This is a genomic window from Pelagibius sp., assembly GCF_965227505.1.
GTDB lineage: Bacteria > Pseudomonadota > Alphaproteobacteria > Kiloniellales > Kiloniellaceae > Pelagibius.
This window is the reverse complement of record NZ_OZ245757.1, coordinates 1,426,812-1,447,360: the sequence shown is the minus strand read 5'-3', so window position 1 is coordinate 1,447,360 and position 20,549 is coordinate 1,426,812. Positions and strand designations below refer to the sequence as shown.

Sequence of the window (20,549 nt, the reverse complement as noted above, 5' to 3'; positions counted from 1 at the left end):
GGGTCACGGGAGGGGAAGCCGGCGGCGCTCAGCCGCGGCGCCGGCTTCCCGAGAGTCCGTCTACTCGACCGAGAGGGCCAGGTCCAAGAGCTCCTGACCGCCGGGCGTCTGCTCGACGAAGGCCTTGTAGGAAGACGTCTTGGCGATTTCGCGCCAGGCCGTGAAGTCCTCGTTGCTCATGGAGGCGATCTCGACACCGGCCTTCTTGAAGGCCTCGACCGAGGCCGCGTCGGCCTTCTTGGCTTCATCCAGATAGTAGGCCTGGGCCTTCTCAGCGCCCGCCTTCAGGGCGGCCTGCTGCTCGGGGCTGAGGCTCTCGAAGGTGGTCTTGTTCATCAGCAGCGGCTGGTACATGAACCACAGCGCAACGTCGCCGGCCGGCGTGTAGCACTTGAGCTGCTCATAGAGCCGGAAGGAGACGAAACTGGAAGACGAGGTGTTGGCGGCCTCCAGAACGCCGGTCTGCATGGCGGAGTAGATCTCCGAGGACGGCATCGAAGTGATCGAGGCCCCGGCGGCGGCCAGCATCTGCTCGAAGGCCTTGCCCGCGGCACGGGTCTGCAGGCCTTTCACGTCGTCGGGTCCGGTGATGCAGCGGTCCTTGCCGCCGAAGCCGCCGGCCAGATAGCCGTGGACCAGCACCATCACGTCGTCGCCGGCCATGATCTCTTCGAGCTTGTTCATGAAGGGCGATTCGACAAGGCGCGCCCAGTGATCGTGGTTCTTCACCAAGCCCGGCATCAGGGTCAGGTTGTAGGCCGGCTGCTGGCCGCCGGCATAGGACAGCGGCAGCACCACCATGTCGAGCCGGCCGCGGGTCAGCGGGTTGTACTGTTCGCGCGGTTTGAACAGCGACTTGGAGGGATAGATCTTGATCTCCAGGTCGACGTTGGCGGCGGCGACTTCGTTGGCGACGATCTCCGCCACCTTGTGGCGCACGTCGCTGGTCGACCACTGATGGCTGAGCTTCAGTTCGGCCGCCTGCACGGCGCCGAAGGAAACAGCCGTGACGATCGCCGCCGCGGCGGCGAGGGACGTGGATTTCAGCATGGGGTTCCTCCCGGGTTTCTTGTTTCGAGCCCTTGGCCCGCTTGGTTCGGCGTTGAAGGACCGGAGCGGTCTTCATCGGACACTGGGATATCACCACATGAGTGCACGGTCAATCGTTATGTATACATGATGGCAATTGCGGTATTTATTGAATTGCATTATTGTATCCATGTCCGAATCGGAAGGGTTTGCGATGGAAAAGCGGGCCGAACGGCTGCGGGATGTTCTTGAGGAAGAAATCCTGACCGGCGTGCTGAGGCCGGGAGACCGGTTGGAGGAACTGTTGCTGGCCGAGCGCTTCGGTGTTTCCCGCACGCCGATCCGCGAAGCCCTGTTCCAGCTGTCGGCTGCCGGGCTGATCGAGCAGCGCCCGCGGCGCGGCACCTTCGTGGCCGAACTCGGCCCGCGGCGGCTCATGGAGATGTTCGACGTGATGGCGGAACTGGAGGCGATGTGCGCGCGTCTGGCCGCCCGCCGCGCGACGCCGGAGGATCTGGCGGGCCTGCGTCGTGCCCACGCCGGCTGCGAGGCGGCGGCGGAGCGCGGCGACTGCGACGGCTACTACTATGAAAACGAGGTCTTTCACGAAGCGGTCCGCGACGCGAGCCGCAACGAATTCCTGGTCGAACAGGCCAGCGCCCTGCAGAAGCGCCTGAAGGCCTATCGCCGCCTGCAGCTTCGCGCGCGCGACCGTGTGCGCGCCTCCTTTGCCGAGCACGAGGCCATCATCGCGGCCATCGAGGCCGGCGATGCCGAGGCCGCGGCGGAGGCCATGCGCGCCCACGTGACCGTGCAGGGCGAGCGTTTCGCCGATCTGCTGGCCTCCCTGGAGCGTCGGGAGGCGCAAAGCGCCTGACTTTGTCCGTCTGGCCGAAGAAAACAACGGAAATGGACGGGCGCAGGCGGAGCCCCGCTGCAGCGCTTTTGCGGCGGAAACGGTCAGGCAAGAGGGCACTGTCGCGGCAGCCTGATTGCCTGATTGCCTGGCTGTTTGATGCCGGTTCTGCGGGTTCTTCCTACCGGCTCCAGGAGACCGCGACCTTCCGGGCCAGTTCCTGATTGAACAGCCGTTCCATGGAGGTGCCGAGCGCCGGCGTGCGCTCGATCGCCTTGCGCAGGGTCTCGCGCGGCCAGGCGATGTATTCGGTTCCTGCCGCCGCCCGCACGGAGGCTGTCGCAGCGCCGCCGAGCAGGAAGGAGATTTCGCCGATGAAAACGCCGGGGCCGGAGGCAAAGCTAGCGCCGTCCTTTTCGATTTCGACCTGGCCGCTGGTCACGAAGTAGAGGCTGGGGACGGCTTCGCCTTCGCGGGTGAGTTCTACGGTCTGCTCGGCCGTGTGCCACTCCGCCATCTGCATCAGGCGCCGGAACTCGCCGGGAGTCAGCACCTTGCGGATGTTGAGAAACGATTCGCCGGTCCGGTCGCCGGGGCGCTGATGGCGGTCGTGAAGCAGGCGCAGGATGCCGATCAGGCCGGCCAGCGCGAGCACGGAAGACCAGAAGATCGCACCCAACAACGGGTCTTCCGGATGAAAGTAGTAGTAGGGAATGTAGAGCAGGTTCCCTGCCAGAACGAGACATCGCAGCGTCAACTGCCCACGGTTCAGAAAACCGAGCACTTGAAGCAGCGCCGCCGCATGGACCAGCAGCCCCGCATTCAGAGCAAGATCAAATTCCTGCATTCCCCACCCCTTCTTAAACCCCTTTGCCGCGCCATCCCGGCAGCCGAAAGGCTCTCCCAAGCCCTGCGACGAAGCGCTGCAGAACACTCCATCCGCCATGTCTAGACGATATGATTATATCTATCGGCTGCGGGCAGCCCTGTGGGGATTCTCACGCGCGAGGAGATCGGCGCCGGAATTGGCGTGCTGCCGTTTGAGGCGGGAGACGGCGACCTTGGGCGCCAATTCCTGATTGAACAGCTGCTCCAGGGAGGCGCCCAGGTTGGGAGGGCGCTTGCCGGAGGATGGACCGGCGGTGCTTTAGACCACTTGGAAGCCGTGGGCGTAGGGGTCACGGTCGTCGATGGTGATGGTGTTGAGGCCGGTCATGCGGGCCCAGCCCTCGATCGACGGGACGATGGCGGCATGGTTGCCGACCTTGGTTTCCCCTTCGATGCGCCCGGTGAAGAGGCTGCCGATGATGCTCTCGTGGACGAAGCGCTGGCCGGTTTTCAGGCGACCCTTGGCGTGCAGCTGGGCCATGCGGGCCGAGGTGCCGGTGCCGCAGGGGCTGCGGTCGATGGCCTTGTCGCCATAGAAGACCGCGTTGCGCGCATCAGCCTCCGTCTTGGTCGAGGCGCCGGTCCAGAGAATGTGGCTGACGCCGCGGATCGTCGGGTCCTCGGGGTGAACCAGTTCGACGGCGTCGTTGAGCGCGGTCCTCAGCAGCGGCGAGAGGCGCAGGATCTCGCCCGCGCCGAACTGCGCGAGATCCTCGTAGCCGGGCTGGGGCTCGACGATGGCATAGAAGTTGCCGCCGTAGGCGATGTCGACGGTGAGCGGCCCCAGGCCGGGGCAGTCCACCGTGACCGCCTCGGCGGCCAGGTAGGCGCCGACGTTAGTGAGGCGGACGGACTCGACATAGCCGTCCTGCAGGCTGTAGCGCGCTTCCACCGGGCCGGCCGGCGTATCGAGCAGCAGGCGGCCCGGCTCGCGCGGCTGAACCAGTCCGCGCTCGACCGCGAAGGTCACCGTGCCGATGGTGCCATGGCCGCACATCGGCAAGCAGCCGCTGGTCTCGATGTAGAGCACGCCGACGTCGCAGTCTTCGCGGGTCGGGGGATAGAGGATGGCGCCGGACATCATGTCGTGGCCGCGCGGCTCGAACATCAGGCCGGTGCGGATCCAGTCATAGCGGGCGAGAAAGTCCTGCCGCCGCGCGCTCATGCTGGCGCCCTCCAGGGCCGGGCCGCCGCCGGCGACCAACCGCACCGGGTTGCCGCAGGTGTGTCCGTCGATGCAGAAAAAGGTGTTTGGCCGGACCGGCCCGGTCTGCCCGCTCATAGGGCCGGAGTATCGGGCCCGATCCGGGCTTTGGCAATGCTCCCGCGGGCCGCGGCCCAGCGCCGCTAAGGGGCCGTGAGAGGGGGCTTTTTTTCGCCCCCTCCCGGCGGCTATAGTCGGCCTCTTATGTCGATCGCTGCCACGGACAGTCCCGAAATCGCCGCCGACCGCAAAGACCTGGATGAGGCTGGCGGCCAGCTTCTGGCCGAGGATGAGCCGCGCCCTTTTGAGCTTTTCAACCTTTCCGGCCGCACGCCGGTTCTGCTGATCTGCGATCACGCCACCCGCTTCATTCCCCGTTCGCTGAACGCCCTCGGGCTGGACGAGGCCTGCCTTTCCCGCCACATCGCCTGGGATATCGGCATCGCCGAGGTGACCCGTCGCCTTGCCGAGCGGTTGGAGGCGCCTGCTGTCCTTAGCCACTTTTCCCGCCTGATCGTCGACCCCAACCGGCAGGTGAACAACCCCACCTCGATCCCCGAGATCAGCGACGGCGTCATCGTTCCCGGCAACCGCGATCTCGACGCGCCGGCGGTCGCAGCCCGCCTGGAGGCCTTCTTCTATCCCTATCATGAGGCGATCGAGCGCCAGCTGGACCGCATGATGACGGCCGGCACCGCGCCGGCGCTGATTTCCATGCACAGTTTCACCCCGGTCATGAAGGGCCAGGAGCGGCCCTGGGAGATCGGCATCCTGTGGAACAAGGACCCGCGTCTGCCCAAGCCGCTGATGGACCGGCTGCGGGCTGACGGTCTCACCGTCGGGGACAACCTGCCGTACTCCGGCGCCGACGAGCACGGCTACAGCCAGCATGTCCACGGCGACCGCCGGGGCCTGGCCAATGCGCTGATCGAGGTCCGCCAGGACCTGATCGACACCCACCACGGTGCCGCCGACTGGGCGGAGCGCCTGGGCGACGTGCTGGAGGAGGTGCTCCGCGATCCGGAGCTCTACAGGGTGGAGCACTACGGCTGATGCGACGCGAGCCTTCCTTTACCGTCGGCATCGAAGAGGAATACCTGCTGGTCGACCGCGAGACACGGGACCTGGTGGTGGATCCGCCGGATGCCCTGATGAGCCGCTGCGAGGCGGAACTGGCTGAACGGGTCAGCCCGGAGTTCCTGCAATCACAGATCGAGGTTGGCACCTCGAAGCGGGAGACCGTGCGCGAGGCCGCCGAAGAGCTGGCAGAGCTGCGCCGCTGCATCGCCCGTGTCGCGGCAGACTACAACCTCGCCCCAATCGCCGCCTCGACGCATCCTTTCGCACAGTGGGATGAGCAGAAGCACACCCGCAAGGAACGCTACGACGAACTGGCCCGCGATATGCAGGCCGTCGTGCGCCGCCTCCTGATCTGCGGCATGCATGTCCATGTCGGGTTGGACGACGACGAACTGCGCATCGACCTCATGCAGCAGATCAGCTACTTCCTGCCGCATCTGCTGGCGCTGTCCACGTCGTCGCCGTTCTGGCGCGGTGAGACCACGGGTCTGAAGTGTTACCGCCTGTCCGTCTTCGAGGAACTGCCGCGCACCGGCCTGCCGGAGTCCTTCGACAGCTTCGGCGAGTATCAGCGCCATGTCGATGCCATGGTCAGCGCCGGGCTGATCGAGGATGCCACCAAGATCTGGTGGGATGTGCGGCCCTCGGCGCGCTTTCCGACCCTGGAGATGCGGGTTGCTGATGTCTGCACCCGGATCGAGGATGGGGTCACCGTGGCGGCGCTCTACGTCAGCCTGATGCGCATGCTCTATGCCCTGAAGCGGGACAACCAGCGCTGGCGCAAGTACAGCAACATGCTGATCCAGGAGAACCGCTGGCGGGCGCAGCGCTACGGCTTCGACGAGGGCCTCGTCGACTTCGGCAAGGGTGAAGTGGTCTCCTACGGGACGCTTCTGGAGGAGATTATCGGGCTGGTGACCGAACACGCCGGGGCCTTGAGCTGCCTGGAAGAGGTGGCGCACGCCCGCGACATCCTGAACCGCGGCACCTCGGCCCACCGCCAGATTGCCACCTACGACGCCGCAATCGCCGCCGGGGCCGACAAACGCGAGGCTCTGGCGCAGGTCGTCGACTTCCTGATCGAGGAGACCGTGCCCCGAGAGTCCGTTTGAAGGCCTGGACATCGGCGCAGAAGTTCCCAGATTCTATGAGAACATCCTAGAAAGAAGGCCCGGGAGAGGCAGAATGGACGACAAGACCCGCACCGAACTGGAGGCCGCGGCCTTTCGCACCCTGGTTTCCCATCTGCGCGAGCGTACCGATGTGCAGAACATCGATCTGATGAACCTGGCAGGGTTCTGCCGCAACTGCCTGTCCAAGTGGTACCGGGCCGCCGCCGAGGACAAGGGCATCGAGATGGACTACGATTCGGCGCGGGAGCTGATCTACGGCATGCCCTACGCGGAGTGGAAGGCCAAGTACCAGACCGAGGCGACGCCGGAGCAGAAGGCCGCCTTCGAGGCCAGCCACAAACACGGCTGACTGCTCACAAGCGCCTCCGAGCGGTTTCGTCGCGCAGTTGCCCCTGCCGGTATCGAGGGATTTCCCCCGTTATCCACAGGTTTCCCGCGTTGTCAGTCTTCCGGCCGCGGTCTAGTCTCGGCGCCCTTCACCAAGCCTGACCCAGGCGCATCTAAGGGAGTGTTCAAGTCTATGGCTGATGTCGGCGGCATCGGGGCGGATCGGCTGCGGTCTTTCGTTGAGCGGATCGAGCGCCTGGAGGAAGAAAAGGCGGCGCTGACCGCGGATATCCGCGAGGTCTATGCCGAGGCGAAGGGCGACGGCTTCGATACCAAGGTGATGCGCCAGGTGGTGCGCCTGCGCAAGATGGACTCCGGCGACCGCCAGGAACAGGAGGCCATCCTCGATCTCTACAAACAGGCCCTCGGCATGGTGGGTTAGGAGGGGTCAGGGTCTTCCCTGGCCGAATCTGCCTCGGGTCCGCCGTTCCGGAGGCAGGTCTTTTCTGTTGGCGCAGCCCGCGATGGCAACCACGGAGATGGCCAGCGGGCCGAGAAGGCAGGTCCGAAGCAGACGTCTACGGTCCTTCAGCGCAGGGCGGTCTTGCGACGAACAATCGGCTTTCTTGCCGGCGACGAGGTTGCGGTTCACGGCCATGGTCCGAAGCCTTGCGCTGCCAATGTGATGTCTCTGGTCGAGATATGAGTTGGGTCGCTGGCAAGGTCAACTGCACGGCCCTGCGCGTCATCAAGTTTCGGTGACCGGTGCAACGCGGACCCTCTGAAACGGCCTCCGCCATTGACCCCCGCCGTCCGGCTGCCCGATACTTTCCACCAGAGCAATCAAAGAAGACGGTGAGGCGATGCTGCGCAGACACCACGATATGGGCGGGCTGAAGGCCGGGCCCGTCGACCCTTTCGGTCCGGGGGCCGAGCACGACTACGCACCCTGGGAGAAGAAAGTCGACGCCATCCTGCGCCTGGTCAGCGACCAGAAGCGCCAGATCATGACGGTGGACGAACTGCGGCGCGGCATCGAAGAGTTGGGGCCCGGCGTTTACGACGAGCTCAGCTACTACGAGCGCTGGATCGCCTCGGTCACCAACATCCTCATCGAGAAGGGCGTCATCGAGATCGACGAACTGGGCCGGCGCATGGCGGAAATCACCGAGGCCTGGCCCGCCGGCGGTGTTGCCGAGGCGGAACCGAGAACATCCGGCGATCCGTCATGACTGCACGCTTCGACATCGGCGCCCGCGTTGCAGTCCGCGCCGCCTATCCGCCGGGCCATGTGCGCACGCCCTTTTTCATACGCGGCAAAACCGGCGTGGTGACCGAGATCCTTGGGCCCTACCGCAACCCGGAGGCCCTGGCCTACGGGCGCAGCGGCGATCCGGCGTTGCCGCTCTACCGCGTGCTGTTCCGGACCTCTGAGATCTGGGACGAATACGACGGCCCCACTGCCGACACCACGGTGGTGGACATCTACGAGAACTGGCTGGACCCGGCGGAGACCTGAAGGCATGGCGCACGAGCATTCCCATCCCCACCCGCATCAGCCCGACCTGGAAGAGACGCCGCTCACCCACTATCAGGCGATGACCGAGGCGGTAGGCCAGCTCCTGATCGAAAAGGGTATCATCTCGGGCGAAGAACTGCGCGCCGTGCTGGAGCAGATCGATTCCAAGAGCCCGGTCGCCGGCGCGCGCATGGTCGCCCGCGCCTGGCTGGATGACGACTTCAAGGCGCGCATGCTGGCGGACGTGAACAAGGCCGCGGAGGAGATGGGGATCGACGCCGGCACCATTCCCATCCGCGCGGTCGAGAACACCGTGGGCGTCCACAACGTCATCGTCTGCACGCTCTGCTCCTGCTATCCGCGCAACCTCATCGGTCTGCCGCCGGACTGGTACAAGGCGCGCAGCTACCGCAGCCGCACGGTGCGCGAGCCGCGCACCGTGCTGACGGAGTTCGGCACGGCCATCCCGGACGACGTGGAGGTCCGCGTGCACGACTCCACCGCCGACCTGCGCTACATGGTGCTGCCGGCCCGCCCGGCCGGCAGCGAGGGCCTGGACGAAGCGGCCCTGGCGGACCTCGTCACCCGCGACTGCATGATCGGCGTCACCCTGCCCAAGAGCCCGGGCGCCTGACCGCCGGCAGCAGGGCCGGGAGGCGGGAGCGCAAGGGATGACCGTCCGCGGCCTGCTGCTCGACCTCGAAGGGGTGCTTTACCAGGGCGATACGCCGATCCCCGGCGCTGTTGCCGCGCTGGAGGATTTGCGCGCACAGGGCCTCGCGGTCCGCTATCTCACCAACACCACCACGCGGCCGCGCCGGGCCATCGCGCAGCGGCTTGGGGAGATGGGGTTCGCGGTGGAAGCCGACGAACTCTTTACGCCACCCGCCGCCGCGGCGCGGCTGCTCTCCGCGATGTCCGTCACGCGCCTGCATCTCGCCGCCGAAACGGCGCTCGCCGAAGACTTCGCGGGTTTCGATTTCGTCGCTGTCGGGGACGCCGATGCCCTGGTGTTGGGGGACCTTTACAAGGACTTCACCTGGGACCGTCTGAACGCCCTCTTTCAGCGCATGGCCGCAGGCGTGCCGCTGATCGCACTCCACAAGAACCGTGTCTGCCGGCGGGAGGAGGGCATCGCCCTCGATCTCGGGCCCTTCGTCGCGGCGCTTGAATACGCTGCCGCGGCGGAGGCCCGGGTGGTCGGCAAGCCGTCGCCCGCGTTCTTCGACCTGGCACTCGACAGCCTCGGCCTGGCGCCGTCTGAGGTGCTCATGGTCGGTGACGACATCGAGGCCGACATCGGCGGCGCCCTGGCTGCGGGCCTCGCCGCGGTGCAGGTGAAGACCGGCAAGTACCGCCCGCGCGACGCGGATCATCCGAGCATCCTGCCGACGGGCAGGATCGGGTCCATTGCCGACCTGGCGGGCTGGCTCGCCGATCCGGGCTGATGCAGGCTTAAGCGCGCTCCCATCGGTAGCGGACGTCGGGCGTTTTTTCCTCGTTCCTCTGGCCGTCGGTGAAGGCGATCGCCTTGAAGCCATGGGCTTCATAGAAGCGCCGCCCCCCAATGTTTGCCTGGAAACACCAGAGCTCCAGGGCCTCGACGTCCTCCTGCTTGGCCGCTTCCAGCAGGCGCCCGCCGGCGCCGCGCCCAATGAAGTCCGGGTGCGTGTGGAGCAGGCGGACCTCCTGGCCGTCGCGGGCGAGGAACGAGACGATCCGGCCCTCAAGCTCCGCGACGCTCACTTCACAGTCCTTCAGGATGACGTCGGTGATGAAGCGGCGGTCTTCCTCGACGGTATGAAGGCGCGGCAGGAAAGTGAGAAGCCGGACGGAGGGGGAGAAGACGGCAGCGACGGCCGCCGCGTCGGCCGGTCCCGCGTGCCGCAGCGCAATCGCGCCGTGCCCCGACGCCGAGCTCACGTCACGGGTCCGTTATGGGGCCCGCTATGGGGCCTGTCATTGGGCTTCTGCCGGCATCGCGGCGTCGTCGAGGGCTGCCGCGCGTTTGAAGGCTTCCCGTGCGGTCAGCCTGGCCACGTAGTCGGCGAAGCCGGGCCGCTCTTCCATGGTGCCGAACTGTAGACCCCAGTTGATCTGGGACCCCAGAAAGACATCGGCGGCGGTGAAGCTGTCCCCGGCGACGTAGCTGCCGTTGGAAAGCGCCTGCTCCAGCACGTCCATCACCAGGGTGAAGGTGCCGTAGCCGACCATGCCTTCTTTTTCCGGTTCCGGCTGGAAGCCCATGGCCTTGTCCATCACGGCGGCCTCCAGGGGGCCGGCGGCGAAGAAAAGCCAGCGGTAGTAGCTGCCCCGCTCCCCCGGCGGCGGCGCCAGGCCGGCTTCGGGAAAGGCATCGGCCAGATGGGCGCAGATCGCGGCGCATTCGGTGATCACCGCTGCGCCGTGGCGGATCGCCGGCACCTTGCCCATGGGGTTGATGGCGCGGTAGCCGGGGCCTTTCATCTGTTCGCCGTAGGCGATGATCTCGGTCTGGTAGGGCGCGCCCACTTCCTCCAGCATCCAGCGGGCGATGCGGCCGCGCGAGCGGGGGTTTGTATAGAAGACAAGCTCTTTCGCCATGGCGCAGACCTCTGTTGACCGGATTGCGAAGATAGCCGGAAAGCGAAGCACGGTCATCCGCCAAGCCCGATTGCCGCACAGAAGCCACTGCTGTCGCGGCTCTCCGACCTATCCCTTCGCGTCCTGCCCATGAGCAACAAAGACTGCTAGGCTCGCGCTGCGTTGGAGAGCGCGCAGACGACCAAATCCAGGGGAAGACCAAGACATGGCGGTGACGATCTACTTTGCGACCAACCGCAAGGTCGTTAAGGGCGGCGAGGATGCGGAGATCGGGGAGGCGTTCCATCCCGACAACATCGACGAGCTGCGCTTCGGAAAGGTGGCCTTCTCCGGTGAGGACCTTTTCAAAAAAGATCTCGGCGCCTTTGTGGACAAGGCGAAGATCACCCTGGCGGCGGAGCGGCTGGATCGGGACGATGCCGGCAAGTCCAAGCTCGGCAGCGCGGCGATCTTCGATGCCGTGCGGCAGGACATGCTGAAGAAGGGCGATGCCCTGATCTTCGTGCATGGCTACGACCACACCTTTCGCGAGGCGGCGGGCCGCGCGGCGCAGCTCCAGCAGTGGCTGGCAGCCGGTGGCAAGGATATGACGCTGCTGCTGTTTTCCTGGCCCTCTGCCGGGGCGGGGGTGGGGCGGCGCACCTACGCCGACGACCGCAGGCGGGCCGAAGCCTCCGGCAGCGCGCTGGGCCGGGCCATCCTCAAGGCCACCGATTTCATCCGGAACACGCCGCGCGCCGAGCGCTGCGACGGGCGCATCCACCTGCTCTGCCACTCCATGGGCAACTGGGCGATCCGCGGCGCGGTCCAGGCCATGCGCACCTTCGTCGGCGACAACATTCCGCCGCTGCTGGATGAGGTCATCCTGACCGCCGCCGACGAGGACGACGACACGGTGCAGGCGCGCCACAAGATCGCCCCGTTGCTGCGCGGCTGCCGGCGCCTGACGGTCTACTACAATCACCAGGACCTGGCCTTGAAGGCGAGCGACTACGCCATGGGCAACCCGGACCGCCTGGGCCGCAGCGGGCCGCGCCGGAAAGCCGAACTCTCGGACAAGGTGGCCGTTGTGAACGTCGCGCCGAAGGTCATCTGGGAGTCGCGCGGCGCCAACGCCTGGGCCGCCGATCCCACCGGCCATCAGTACTTCCGCAACAACGCGCGGGTGCGCCAGGACATGGTCGAGGTGCTGAACGGCAAGCTCGACGAGGACTTCCTGGAAGACGAGGAGCGCCGCGAAAACGACATCGGCGGCTACTGGCGCCTAACGTAGAGCTCTTCGTGTCATCCTTCGAGACGGGCTTTCAGCCCTCCTCAGGATGAGGCCTTAGATCACGCCTCATGCTGAGCAGGCCCGCGAGGGCCGTCTCGAAGCATGCGGTAGGTCCCGCGTCTACTCCGCGGCGGTCTGGCGCTGGGCCGGATCGCGGAAGGCGGTCAGCAGGTCGGCTTCGCAGGCCTTGGCGGTCTTCACGTGGGCTTCCTTCACGTGGCCGTAGCCGCGGATCTTCTCCGGGATCGAAGCCAGCTCCACCGCCAGCGCGTGGTTGTCCGGCGTCAGTTTGCCCGCGATCTCCTCCATCAGCGTCTCATAGTCGCGGATCAGGCCGCGCTCCATCCTGCGCTCGTCGGAGTAGCCGAAGATATCGAGCGCCGTGCCGCGCAGACCCTTCAGCTTCGCCATTGTGCGCAGGACAGGCAGCATCCAGGCGCCGAACTCCTGTTTCTGCAGCTCTCCGGTGTCGGGATCGCGCTTGGCGAAGAGCGGCGGCGCCAGATGGAAGGAGAGCTTGAAGTCGCCTTCGAACTGTTCGTTCAGTTTCTGGGCGAACTCCGGGCCGGCATAGAGCCGTGCCACCTCGTACTCGTCCTTCACCGCCAGGAGCTTGAAGTAGTAGCGCGCCACCGCCTCGGCGAGGCCGGAGAAGCCCGGTGCCTTCTCGCCCTCCGCCTTTTTCAGGCGCTCGACCAGTGTCGTGTAGCGCTTTGCATAGGCGGCGTTCTGATAGCCGGTGAGGAAGTCGACGCGCCGCCGGATGATCTCTTCCAGGCTCTGGGAGAGATGGTGGCTCTGCGGCTCCTCGGCCGGGGTCACCGTGCGCTCCACCGCAGCCAGGTCGTGAGCCGCGCGCCGGCCCCAGCGGAAGGCCCGCTTGTTGGCTTCCACGGCCACTGCGTTCAGCTCGATCGCCTGATTGATCGCCTCGGCGCTCAAGGGCACCAGGCCCTTCTGCCAAGCGTAGCCCAGCATAAAGAGGTTGGTGGCGATGGAATCGCCCAAGAGGGCGGTGGCGATGCGCGTTGCGTCGATAAAGTCCGCCTGGCCGGGGCCGCTGGCCTCGGCAATCAGCCGTTCAAGCTCGCCGCCGGGGAAGGCGAGGTCCGGATTGCGGGTGAAGTCGCCGGTCATCACCTGGTGGCTGTTGATGACGGCGCGGGTTTCGCCCTGCTTGATCTTTGACAGCGCTTCGAAGCCGCTGGCGACCACCAGATCGCAACCGAGGATCAGCCCGGCGCCGCCGGCGGAGATGCGCACGGCGTGGATGTCTTCCGGCTGCGGGGCGAGCCGGATGTGGCTCACCACCGCGCCGCCTTTTTGCGCGAGACCCGCCATGTCGAGGACGGAGCAGCCGCGCCCTTCCAGGTGGGCGGCCATGCCGAGCAGCGCGCCGATGGTCACCACGCCGGTCCCGCCGACGCCGGTGACGACGATGCCGAAGGGGCTATCCAGGGCCGGGACCTGGGGGTCCGGCAGGTGCTCCCAGATGTCGGCGTCGCTCTTGGGTCCTTGCGACAGCGGCTTCATCTTGCGGATCTTGCCGCCGTGCACGGAGACGAAGCTGGGGCAGAAACCCTTCACGCAGGAGAAGTCTTTATTGCAGGACGACTGGTCGATGGCGCGCTTGCGGCCGAACTCGGTTTCCACCGGCACCACCGAGACGCAGTTGGACTTCACCGAGCAGTCGCCGCAGCCCTCGCAGACCAGATCGTTGATGAAGGCACGCTTGGGAGGGTCGGGAAAGAGGCCGCGCTTGCGGCGCCGACGCTTCTCCGCCGCACAGGTCTGATCGTAGAGCAGGATGGTGACGCCCTCGACCTCGCGCAGCTCCTTCTGGATCGCGTCCAGGCGGTCGCGGTGCTCCACCGTGACGCCGGGCGCCCAGTTGGTGCCGATGGGGTACTTGTCCGGCTCGTCGGTCACCACGACGATGCGCTGCACGCCCTCGGCGGCGACCTGCCGGGTGATCATGGCCGGATCGAGCGGGCCGTCGACCGCCTGGCCGCCGGTCATGGCCACCGCGTCGTTGTAGAGGATCTTGTAAGTGATGTTCACCCCGGCGCCGATGGCCGCGCGGATCGCCAGAATGCCGGAGTGGAAGTAGGTGCCGTCGCCCAGGTTCACGAAGACATGCCTGGTCTTGGAGAAGGGGGCCTGGCCGACCCAGGCCACGCCCTCGCCGCCCATCTGGGAGAAGGTGTCAGTGTTGCGGTCCATCCACTGGACCATGTAGTGGCAGCCGATCCCGGCGAGCGCGCGGCTGCCCTCGGGCACCTGGGTCGAGGTGTTGTGCGGGCAGCCGGAGCAGAAGTAGGGCACCCGGGTCATGGGCGTCTGCTCGCCCTTGAGGGACTCTTCCTTGTCCGCCAGGAAGCGCAGGCGCTGGTCGATGTCCTCGCTGGAATGGAAACGGGCGATGCGTTTGGCGATGGCCCGGGCGATGCGCGCCGGGGTCAGCTCGCCGATGGACGGCAGGATCCAGTCGCCGTTCTCGTCGAACTTGCCGACGACCCGCGGGCGCACGTCGGCGCGCCAGTTGTAGAGCTGCTCCTTCACCTGGTTTTCGATGATGGCGCGCTTCTCCTCCACCACCAGGATCTCTTCCAGCCCCTCGGCGAAGCGGCGGATGCCCTCGCGTTCCAGCGGCCAGGACATGCCGACCTTGTAGACGGCCAGACCGATCTCGGCGGCACGGGCCTCGTCGATGCCAAGGTCGTCGAGCGCCTGGCGCACGTCGAGGTAGGCCTTGCCGGCGGTGACGATGCCGAAGCGCGGCTTCTCGGCCCCGAGCACCGTCCGGTCCAGCTTGTTGGCGCGGGCGAAGGCCAGGGCGGCGTAAATCTTGTCGCGGTGCAGGCGTTCTTCCTGCTGCAGCGGCGTATCCGGCCAGCGGACCTGCAGGCCGCCCGCCGGAACCTCGAAATCCTCCGGCAGGAGGATCGGGTTGCGCGCCGGGTCGATGGAAACGCTGGCGGAGGAGTCCACCGTCTCGCCGATGGTCTTGAACCCCACCCAGCAGCCGGAGAAGCGGCTCATCGCCCAGCCGTAGAGGCCGAGGTCGAGGAATTCCTGCACACCAGCCGGGTTCAGCACCGGGATCATGAGATCCATGAAGGTGTATTCGCACTGGTGCGCGGTGGTGGAAGACTTGGCCGTATGGTCGTCGCCGGCCAGCAGCAGCACGCCGCCGTGACGCCCGGCGCCGGCCATGTTGCCGTGGCGCAGCACATCGCCGGAGCGGTCGACACCCGGGCCCTTGGCGTACCACATGGCGAAGACGCCGTCGTAGTTGCTGTCGCCGAAGAGTTCGCCCTGCTGGCTGCCCCAGACCGCCGTGGCGGCCAGGTCCTCGTTGACGCCTGCCTGGAAGTGGATGTGATGCCGTTTCAGGAACGGCGCCGCGCGGCCCATCTGCTGGTCGACGCCACCCAGCGGCGATCCGCGGTAACCGGTGACGAAGCCCGCCGTGTTCAGCCCGGCGGCGAGGTCGCGTTGCCGCTGCATCATCGGCAGGCGCACCAGCGCTTGCGTACCGGTTAGGAAAACCTGCCCGCGCTCAAGGGCGTATTTGTCGTCGAGGGATACCGCCTGCAAAGCCATGCCACAGATCCTGCTTGCTGTTACGGCGCCGTGAACCCGGAGGGCACTCCAAAAAAGGTAATATATACTGACCTAAATAACAATTTCAGGCGGCGGCCGCGGCGAAAGAAAGCAAGGAAAAACCGAATCTGAAAACCGCAGTGATCATATCGCAATGCGCCCTCCGCGACAGACGAAAGAAATGCCAAGACCGGAGTCTGCCGCTGCACATAATGCTGCTGTGCAGCATGAGCGCGACGCGCTTCGCTGCACGCGCAACCCATTCAATGCGCCCTCGGGCGCGCCTATATTGAGGGTATATTGATGGTTACATCCTGCCGGTCTAGTGGTGCCGGCAAAGAGTTGTCGCGCGCCGGATGATGATTGATCGCCGCTTGCGCTGCGACCGGGGAGCACAAAGAGAGAGACGAAAGGACCTGCCATGGCGGACCATTGGGAAAATCCGATGCAGACCGATGGCTTCGAGTTCATCGAGTTCACCTCGCCGGACCCGCCGGCCCTGGGCCAGCTGTTCGAGACCATGGGCTTCACCGCCATCGCCAAGCATCGATCCAAAGAGGTGACGCTCTATCGCCAGGGCGATGTGAACTTCATCCTGAATGCGGAGGGCGAGGGGTTTCCTCAGGCCTTCACCCTGCTGCACGGCCCCTCGGTCTGCGCGATCGCCTTCAGAGTCAGGGATGCGGCGGCGGCCTGTAAGCGCGCGGAGGACCTGGGCGCCTGGGTGGTCGAGTCGAGCGCCGGGCCGATGGAATTGAACATCCCCGCCATCAAGGGCATCGGCGACTCGCTGATCTACCTCGTCGACCGCTACGGCGACAACGGCTCCATCTACGATGTGGATTTCAAGCCACTGCCGGGCGTCGATCAGCATCCGCCGGGTGCGGGCCTCACCTACATCGACCACCTGACCCACAACGTCTATCGCGGCCGCATGAAGGAATGGGCGGAGTTCTACGAGCGCCTCTTTAACTTCCGCGAGATCCGCTACTTCGACATCGAAGGCAAGCTGACGGGCCTGAAGTCCAAGGCGATGACCAGCCCCTGCGGCAAGATCCGCATTCCCATCAACGAAAGCGCCGACGACAAGTCGCAGATTGCCGAGTACTTGGAAGAGTACAAGGGCGAGGGCATCCAGCACATCGCGCTGGGTACGGATGACATCTACGACTCGGTGGAGCGGCTGAGCGCCCAGGGTGTCGAGTTTCAGTCCGGCGTGCCGGACACCTACTACGAAAAGGTGGATGCCCGCCTGCCGGGCCATGGTGAGGATCTGGCCCGCCTCGCGGCCAACAAGATCCTCATCGACGGCGCGCCGACGGAAGACGGTGGTCGGCTGCTGCAGATCTTCACCCGCAACGTCATCGGCCCGGTGTTCTTCGAACTGATCCAGCGCAAGGGCGACGAAGGTTTCGGCGAGGGCAACTTTCAGGCGCTGTTCGATTCCATCGAGGAAGACCAGATCCGCCGCGGCGTCTTGAAGGCGGAGGCGTGAGGGGCGCGGGATCCGCTGGATTAACCTTTGGGTAACGACGCTGCTGTCAAGCTCATACATCAGGCAAGCTTCAGCGTCAGGTCGGTGCCCGCTTCGTTTGAACGACGCTTCCCGGGAACGGGAAGGAGGAAGGACCATGGCGAAATCGACCAGCTACGAATCCAAAATCCCGGACGAGAATGGGATCATCGCTTACAGCGCGGAGGAGAACACGGTCTGGCGCGATCTCTACGCGCGCCAGGAGGCGCTGCTGCCGGGCCGGGTCTGCAATGCATACCTGAAGGGACTGGAGGCGCTGGACCTGCCGCGCGACCGGGTGCCGCAGCTGAAGGACGTCAACGCCCGCCTGCAGGAGATCAGCGGCTTCGGCGTCGAGGCAGTGCCGGCGCTGATCTCGCCCAGGCGCTTCTTCACCCTGCTCGCCGAGCGCAAGTTTCCGGCGGCGACCTTCATCCGCCGGCGCGAGGAGTTCGACTACCTGCAGGAACCGGACGTCTTTCACGAGATCTTTGGCCACTGCCCGATGCTGACCCTGCCGACCTACGCCGACTTCCTGCAGAAGTACGGCGAGAAGGCGCTGGAGCTCGACAAGTCCTACATCTGGATGATGCAGCGGCTGTTCTGGTTCACGGTGGAGTTCGGTCTCATCCGCACGGAGGAGGGGGTGCGCATCTATGGCGCGGGGATCGCTTCCTCGGCCGGGGAGACGCCCTATGCAGTCGAAAGCCCGAAGCCGGAACGCCGGCCCTTCGATGCGCTGACCGTGTTCCGCACGCCCTACCGTATCGATATCTTCCAGAGCGTCTACTACGTGATCGAGTCTGCCCAGCAGCTCTACGACCTGGTGACCAGCGATCTCGTGCCGATCATGGACGAGGCCAAGCGCCTGAAGTCCCTGCCGCCGACCTTCCCGCCAAAGGAAGAAGCGGGCGCGGCGTAAAGGAAACCGCTTTGCCTGTGCGGATGCGACCTAGAAAATCGCGTCCAGTGGCAGGTGGTAGTAGAGGCTGAGGATCTCCGTGCCGGGGTTGTCGTCCTCGACGCTGGCGTTGGAGATGTGGCTGAAGCCCAGAGAGACCCGTGAGAGGTTCTCGAACTGGTAGCCCAGCTCGATCTGGCTGCGGATTTCGAAGGCGCTGCCGAGATCCTTGCCGTCGCCTTCCTCATAGAAGCCCGGCGCGATGCTGCCGGTTACGATGAAATCCTCAAAGAAGATGACATCCATCAGGACGCCGATGCCGGCCCAGACCGAGCCGTCGGTGGTGACTTCCACGCCGCCCCAGGGTTTCAGGAAGAAGAAATCCTCTCCATGGCGATACTCGAGGCGGAAGTCCACAGCCTGATCGTCGTCCTGGACGAGGTCGAACCAGCCGACGGCGGCGCTGATTACTGCCGGGGTTTCGTTAAGGGCGACCTGCGCGTTTGCACGTTGGTTGAAGCTGAAAGCGGCCAAACAGAACAGCGCGGCCACGAGCGCCAAGCGTCTCATCACCTTTGGAATCCCCCAATTCACAACGGTTCCCGACAGAGCCAAACCGTCCAACCTGCCGGAAGGGCGATTCGCCAAGTTCCCTTATGTCACAGCTTGTTCCCGCGATCCAGTATCCAAAAATCGCGCCGGCCGGCGGCGCGGAGACTGGCTTGTCATCTGGGGCCTGTCCTCTGGGGCCTGTCACCTGGCGGGCGTTGGTTCTCGGATGCGTGGACCCCGGTGGGGGTTTCACCCACCGCCTCTGCCGGCCACCCTACACCCGTTTCTCGTAGAGCCCCTCGAGCACCGGGCCGTAGGCTTCGCGGATCTTGTGGCGACGGATCTTCAGGGTCGGGGTCATCATGTGGTTCTCGACGGTGAAGGCCTCCGGCAGGATGGCGAAGCGGCGGATCTTCTCCAAGGGGGAAAGCTCGCCGTTGACCTTGTCGATCACCGCCCCGACTGCGGCGCGAAAGTCCGGGTCTTCGGCCAGGACTGCCTGGTCGGCCGTTTTCCCATGCTGTTTGGCCCAGCCGACCAGAAACTCCTCGTCGGGCACCAGCACGGCCACCAGGTTGGGGCGCTTGTCGCCATAGACCATGGCCTGGGTGATCTCCGTCTGCAGGGTCAGGATGCCCTCGACGCGCGCCGGCGAGACATTGTCGCCGCCGGAGAGGACGATGATGTCCTTCTTGCGGTCGGTGATGATGAGATAGCCATCGTCATCGATCTTGCCGATGTCGCCGGTGTGCAGCCAGCCGTCCTTCATGGCCAGCGCCGTTGCTTCTTCGTCGCGCCAATAGCCGTTCATCACCAGCTCGCCGCGGATCAGGATTTCGCCGTCTTCCGCGATCTTGGCTTCGACCCCCGTGAAAGGCGGCCCGACGGTGTGGAGCTTGACCTTCCACGGCGGGTTGGCCGAGACGACGGGGGCGGTCTCGGTCTGTCCGTAACCCTGCAGGATCGGCAGGCCCAGGGCCGTGAAGAACAGCCCGATGTCGAAGTTGAGGGCCGCACCGCCGGAAACGATGGCCTTGATCCGCCCGCCGAAACGCTCGCGGATCTTCTGGCGCACCAGCCGTTCCAGGAAAAAGTCCTGGATGCGGTCCAGCAGGGTCAACTTCTCCGGCGCGAGATAGCGCCGCCGCCCGAGTTCCTCGGCCTTGGCGAAGAGTTTGGCCTTGAAGCCGCCCTGCTTTTCGATGCCGCGGCGAATCCTCAGGTGCATGGACTCGTAGAGCCGGGGCACGGCAGTGAGGATTGTGGGCTTTGCCTCGCCCAGATTGCGCAGCAGGTGTTCGACCCCTTCCGAGTAATAAATCTCCGCGCCGATGGTCATGGGAAAGAACTGACCGGCGGTATGCTCGTAGGCGTGCGACAGCGGCAGAAAGCACAGGAAAACCTCGTGGCCGAGGCCGACCTTCACCAGCAGATCATAGGCGCCCATGCAGTTGCACAGCATGGCGCCGTGGCTGAGCATGACGCCGCGCGGCACGCCGCCGGTGCCGGAGGTATAGATGATGCAGGCGGTCTCTCCACGCTGGGCGACGGCGGCATAGTCTTCAACATCGTCCGGCTGGGCGCGCCCGCGCTCCGTGACCGCGTCCCAGTGATGCACCGCCTTGGGGCCCGCCTGGCCCTGGTGCAGGTCCTCCATGGCCACCACCCAGCGGCAGTCGGGCGCATCCAGGACGGCGGGCATCAGCTTCTTGGCCAGTGCCCGCGTGGAGACGATGGCGCCGACCGCGCCGCTGTTGCTGAGGATGTGCAGATGGTCGCCGGGCAGGTTGGTGGTGTAGGCGGGCACCGTGATGCCGCCGGCGGCCATAACGGCGACATCGGCGACCAGCCATTCCGGCCGGTTCTCCGCGACCAGAACCACCCGGTCGCCACGCTCCAGGCCCAGATCGCGCAGCCCCCGGCTCAGGTCCTTGACCTGGGCGCAGACCTCGCCCCAGGTCTGGGGACGGTAGGTGCCGTCAACCTTCGACCACAGAAAGTTCTTGTCGCCCCGCGCGGCCGCCTGCTCGAAGAACATCGCGGTCAGCGACGGCCAAGCCGTAAAATCCATGGTGTCTCCTTTGG

Annotated in this window: 20 protein-coding genes; 12 read left to right on the top strand and 8 right to left on the bottom strand. The window is 65.7% G+C overall.

The features are described 5' to 3' along the window. Nucleotides 1-60: 60 nt before the first annotated feature. Entirely contained in the window at nucleotides 61-1,050 is a 990-nt protein-coding gene (gene dctP / locus ACO06P_RS06935) for a TRAP transporter substrate-binding protein DctP (protein WP_420349274.1), read from the bottom strand. A 193-nt stretch (nucleotides 1,051-1,243) separates the two neighbouring features. On the opposite strand from dctP, the gene ACO06P_RS06930 reads away from it, so the two are divergent. After that, on the top strand, nucleotides 1,244-1,906 hold the full coding sequence (locus ACO06P_RS06930) for a GntR family transcriptional regulator (RefSeq protein WP_420349273.1): 663 nt from the start codon (nucleotides 1,244-1,246) through the stop codon (nucleotides 1,904-1,906). A 160-nt stretch (nucleotides 1,907-2,066) separates the two neighbouring features. Here the strand turns inward: ACO06P_RS06930 and ACO06P_RS06925 are convergent, their stop codons facing one another. Further along, on the bottom strand, nucleotides 2,067-2,732 hold the full coding sequence (locus ACO06P_RS06925; protein WP_420349272.1) for a cyclic nucleotide-binding domain-containing protein: 666 nt from the start codon (nucleotides 2,730-2,732) through the stop codon (nucleotides 2,067-2,069). A gap of 300 nt (nucleotides 2,733-3,032) precedes the next feature. Further along, nucleotides 3,033-4,055 carry a 4-hydroxyproline epimerase gene (locus tag ACO06P_RS06920; protein ID WP_420349271.1) on the bottom strand — a complete coding sequence of 341 codons (1,023 nt, stop codon included), beginning with the start codon at nucleotides 4,053-4,055 and terminating at the stop codon, nucleotides 3,033-3,035. Nucleotides 4,056-4,181: 126 nt separating this feature from the next. Here ACO06P_RS06920 and ACO06P_RS06915 point away from each other — a divergent pair, with 126 nt between their 5' ends. The 8 genes from ACO06P_RS06915 (at nucleotide 4,182) to ACO06P_RS06880 (ending at nucleotide 9,484) form a co-directional block, all read left to right on the top strand. Further along, nucleotides 4,182-5,030 (top strand): N-formylglutamate amidohydrolase, encoded by an 849-nt coding sequence (locus ACO06P_RS06915; RefSeq protein ID WP_420349270.1) that lies wholly within the window; start codon nucleotides 4,182-4,184, stop codon nucleotides 5,028-5,030. Beyond that, on the top strand, nucleotides 5,030-6,169 hold the full coding sequence (locus ACO06P_RS06910) for a carboxylate-amine ligase (protein WP_420349269.1): 1,140 nt from the start codon (nucleotides 5,030-5,032) through the stop codon (nucleotides 6,167-6,169). Before ACO06P_RS06915 ends, ACO06P_RS06910 begins: the two co-directional genes overlap by 1 nt. Nucleotides 6,170-6,242: 73 nt before the next feature. Next, entirely contained in the window at nucleotides 6,243-6,539 is a 297-nt protein-coding gene (locus ACO06P_RS06905; RefSeq protein WP_420349268.1) for a DUF1244 domain-containing protein, read from the top strand. Nucleotides 6,540-6,710: 171 nt separating this feature from the next. Further along, nucleotides 6,711-6,959, top strand: a complete 249-nt coding sequence (locus ACO06P_RS06900) for a DUF2312 domain-containing protein (protein ID WP_299395216.1) — start codon at nucleotides 6,711-6,713, stop codon at nucleotides 6,957-6,959. A 421-nt stretch (nucleotides 6,960-7,380) separates the two neighbouring features. After that, the gene (locus ACO06P_RS06895) at nucleotides 7,381-7,749 is read left to right on the top strand and encodes a hypothetical protein (RefSeq protein WP_420349267.1); all 369 of its coding nucleotides are present in this window, start codon (nucleotides 7,381-7,383) and stop codon (nucleotides 7,747-7,749) included. Continuing rightward, nucleotides 7,746-8,036, top strand: a complete 291-nt coding sequence (locus tag ACO06P_RS06890) for an SH3-like domain-containing protein (protein ID WP_420349266.1) — start codon at nucleotides 7,746-7,748, stop codon at nucleotides 8,034-8,036. Before ACO06P_RS06895 ends, ACO06P_RS06890 begins: the two co-directional genes overlap by 4 nt. Nucleotides 8,037-8,040: 4 nt before the next feature. Next, entirely contained in the window at nucleotides 8,041-8,670 is a 630-nt protein-coding gene (locus tag ACO06P_RS06885) for a nitrile hydratase subunit alpha (RefSeq protein ID WP_420349265.1), read from the top strand. A 37-nt stretch (nucleotides 8,671-8,707) separates the two neighbouring features. Then, nucleotides 8,708-9,484: a TIGR01458 family HAD-type hydrolase gene (locus tag ACO06P_RS06880; protein ID WP_420349264.1), complete on the top strand. Its 777-nt coding sequence runs from the start codon at nucleotides 8,708-8,710 to the stop codon at nucleotides 9,482-9,484. A gap of 7 nt (nucleotides 9,485-9,491) precedes the next feature. Here the strand turns inward: ACO06P_RS06880 and ACO06P_RS06875 are convergent, their stop codons facing one another. Both ACO06P_RS06875 and ACO06P_RS06870 read right to left on the bottom strand, forming a co-directional pair. Beyond that, the gene (locus tag ACO06P_RS06875; protein WP_420349263.1) at nucleotides 9,492-9,959 is read right to left on the bottom strand and encodes a GNAT family N-acetyltransferase; all 468 of its coding nucleotides are present in this window, start codon (nucleotides 9,957-9,959) and stop codon (nucleotides 9,492-9,494) included. 36 nt (nucleotides 9,960-9,995) lie between these two features. Then, nucleotides 9,996-10,619 carry a glutathione S-transferase family protein gene (locus tag ACO06P_RS06870; RefSeq protein ID WP_420349262.1) on the bottom strand — a complete coding sequence of 208 codons (624 nt, stop codon included), beginning with the start codon at nucleotides 10,617-10,619 and terminating at the stop codon, nucleotides 9,996-9,998. Nucleotides 10,620-10,824: 205 nt separating this feature from the next. Here ACO06P_RS06870 and ACO06P_RS06865 point away from each other — a divergent pair, with 205 nt between their 5' ends. Further along, entirely contained in the window at nucleotides 10,825-11,892 is a 1,068-nt protein-coding gene (locus ACO06P_RS06865; RefSeq protein ID WP_420349261.1) for an alpha/beta hydrolase, read from the top strand. Between the two features lie 120 nt (nucleotides 11,893-12,012). Here the strand turns inward: ACO06P_RS06865 and ACO06P_RS06860 are convergent, their stop codons facing one another. Further along, on the bottom strand, nucleotides 12,013-15,498 hold the full coding sequence (locus ACO06P_RS06860; RefSeq protein WP_420349260.1) for an indolepyruvate ferredoxin oxidoreductase family protein: 3,486 nt from the start codon (nucleotides 15,496-15,498) through the stop codon (nucleotides 12,013-12,015). Nucleotides 15,499-15,919: 421 nt separating this feature from the next. Here ACO06P_RS06860 and hppD point away from each other — a divergent pair, with 421 nt between their 5' ends. Together hppD and phhA are read left to right on the top strand one after the other, a co-directional pair. Then, nucleotides 15,920-16,993 (top strand): 4-hydroxyphenylpyruvate dioxygenase, encoded by a 1,074-nt coding sequence (gene hppD / locus ACO06P_RS06855; RefSeq protein ID WP_420349259.1) that lies wholly within the window; start codon nucleotides 15,920-15,922, stop codon nucleotides 16,991-16,993. Between the two features lie 136 nt (nucleotides 16,994-17,129). Further along, complete coding sequence (phhA, locus tag ACO06P_RS06850; protein ID WP_420349258.1) at nucleotides 17,130-17,933, top strand: phenylalanine 4-monooxygenase; 804 nt, start codon at nucleotides 17,130-17,132, stop codon at nucleotides 17,931-17,933. A 30-nt stretch (nucleotides 17,934-17,963) separates the two neighbouring features. On the opposite strand, the gene ACO06P_RS06845 is transcribed toward phhA, so the two are convergent. Both ACO06P_RS06845 and ACO06P_RS06840 read right to left on the bottom strand, forming a co-directional pair. After that, a complete protein-coding gene (locus tag ACO06P_RS06845) occupies nucleotides 17,964-18,482 on the bottom strand; it encodes an acyloxyacyl hydrolase (protein WP_420349257.1) in 519 nt (172 codons plus the stop codon). Nucleotides 18,483-18,738: 256 nt separating this feature from the next. Then, the gene (locus ACO06P_RS06840; RefSeq protein ID WP_420349256.1) at nucleotides 18,739-20,535 is read right to left on the bottom strand and encodes an AMP-dependent synthetase/ligase; all 1,797 of its coding nucleotides are present in this window, start codon (nucleotides 20,533-20,535) and stop codon (nucleotides 18,739-18,741) included. Between the last annotated feature and the right edge of the window lie 14 nt (nucleotides 20,536-20,549).

Bases quoted from the DNA above. Each gene is read 5' to 3' on its own strand.
- dctP (WP_420349274.1), bottom strand. From the start codon at position 1,050: ATGCTGAAATCCACGTCCCTCGCCGCCGCGGCGGCGATCGTCACGGCT.
- ACO06P_RS06930 (WP_420349273.1), top strand. From the start codon at position 1,244: ATGGAAAAGCGGGCCGAACGGCTGCGGGATGTTCTTGAGGAAGAAATC.
- ACO06P_RS06925 (WP_420349272.1), bottom strand. From the start codon at position 2,732: ATGCAGGAATTTGATCTTGCTCTGAATGCGGGGCTGCTGGTCCATGCG.
- ACO06P_RS06920 (WP_420349271.1), bottom strand. From the start codon at position 4,055: ATGAGCGGGCAGACCGGGCCGGTCCGGCCAAACACCTTTTTCTGCATC.
- ACO06P_RS06915 (WP_420349270.1), top strand. From the start codon at position 4,182: ATGTCGATCGCTGCCACGGACAGTCCCGAAATCGCCGCCGACCGCAAA.
- ACO06P_RS06910 (WP_420349269.1), top strand. From the start codon at position 5,030: ATGCGACGCGAGCCTTCCTTTACCGTCGGCATCGAAGAGGAATACCTG.
- ACO06P_RS06905 (WP_420349268.1), top strand. From the start codon at position 6,243: ATGGACGACAAGACCCGCACCGAACTGGAGGCCGCGGCCTTTCGCACC.
- ACO06P_RS06900 (WP_299395216.1), top strand. From the start codon at position 6,711: ATGGCTGATGTCGGCGGCATCGGGGCGGATCGGCTGCGGTCTTTCGTT.
- ACO06P_RS06895 (WP_420349267.1), top strand. From the start codon at position 7,381: ATGCTGCGCAGACACCACGATATGGGCGGGCTGAAGGCCGGGCCCGTC.
- ACO06P_RS06890 (WP_420349266.1), top strand. From the start codon at position 7,746: ATGACTGCACGCTTCGACATCGGCGCCCGCGTTGCAGTCCGCGCCGCC.
- ACO06P_RS06885 (WP_420349265.1), top strand. From the start codon at position 8,041: ATGGCGCACGAGCATTCCCATCCCCACCCGCATCAGCCCGACCTGGAA.
- ACO06P_RS06880 (WP_420349264.1), top strand. From the start codon at position 8,708: ATGACCGTCCGCGGCCTGCTGCTCGACCTCGAAGGGGTGCTTTACCAG.
- ACO06P_RS06870 (WP_420349262.1), bottom strand. From the start codon at position 10,619: ATGGCGAAAGAGCTTGTCTTCTATACAAACCCCCGCTCGCGCGGCCGC.
- ACO06P_RS06865 (WP_420349261.1), top strand. From the start codon at position 10,825: ATGGCGGTGACGATCTACTTTGCGACCAACCGCAAGGTCGTTAAGGGC.
- ACO06P_RS06860 (WP_420349260.1), bottom strand. From the start codon at position 15,498: ATGGCTTTGCAGGCGGTATCCCTCGACGACAAATACGCCCTTGAGCGC.
- hppD (WP_420349259.1), top strand. From the start codon at position 15,920: ATGGCGGACCATTGGGAAAATCCGATGCAGACCGATGGCTTCGAGTTC.
- phhA (WP_420349258.1), top strand. From the start codon at position 17,130: ATGGCGAAATCGACCAGCTACGAATCCAAAATCCCGGACGAGAATGGG.
- ACO06P_RS06845 (WP_420349257.1), bottom strand. From the start codon at position 18,482: ATGAGACGCTTGGCGCTCGTGGCCGCGCTGTTCTGTTTGGCCGCTTTC.
- ACO06P_RS06840 (WP_420349256.1), bottom strand. From the start codon at position 20,535: ATGGATTTTACGGCTTGGCCGTCGCTGACCGCGATGTTCTTCGAGCAG.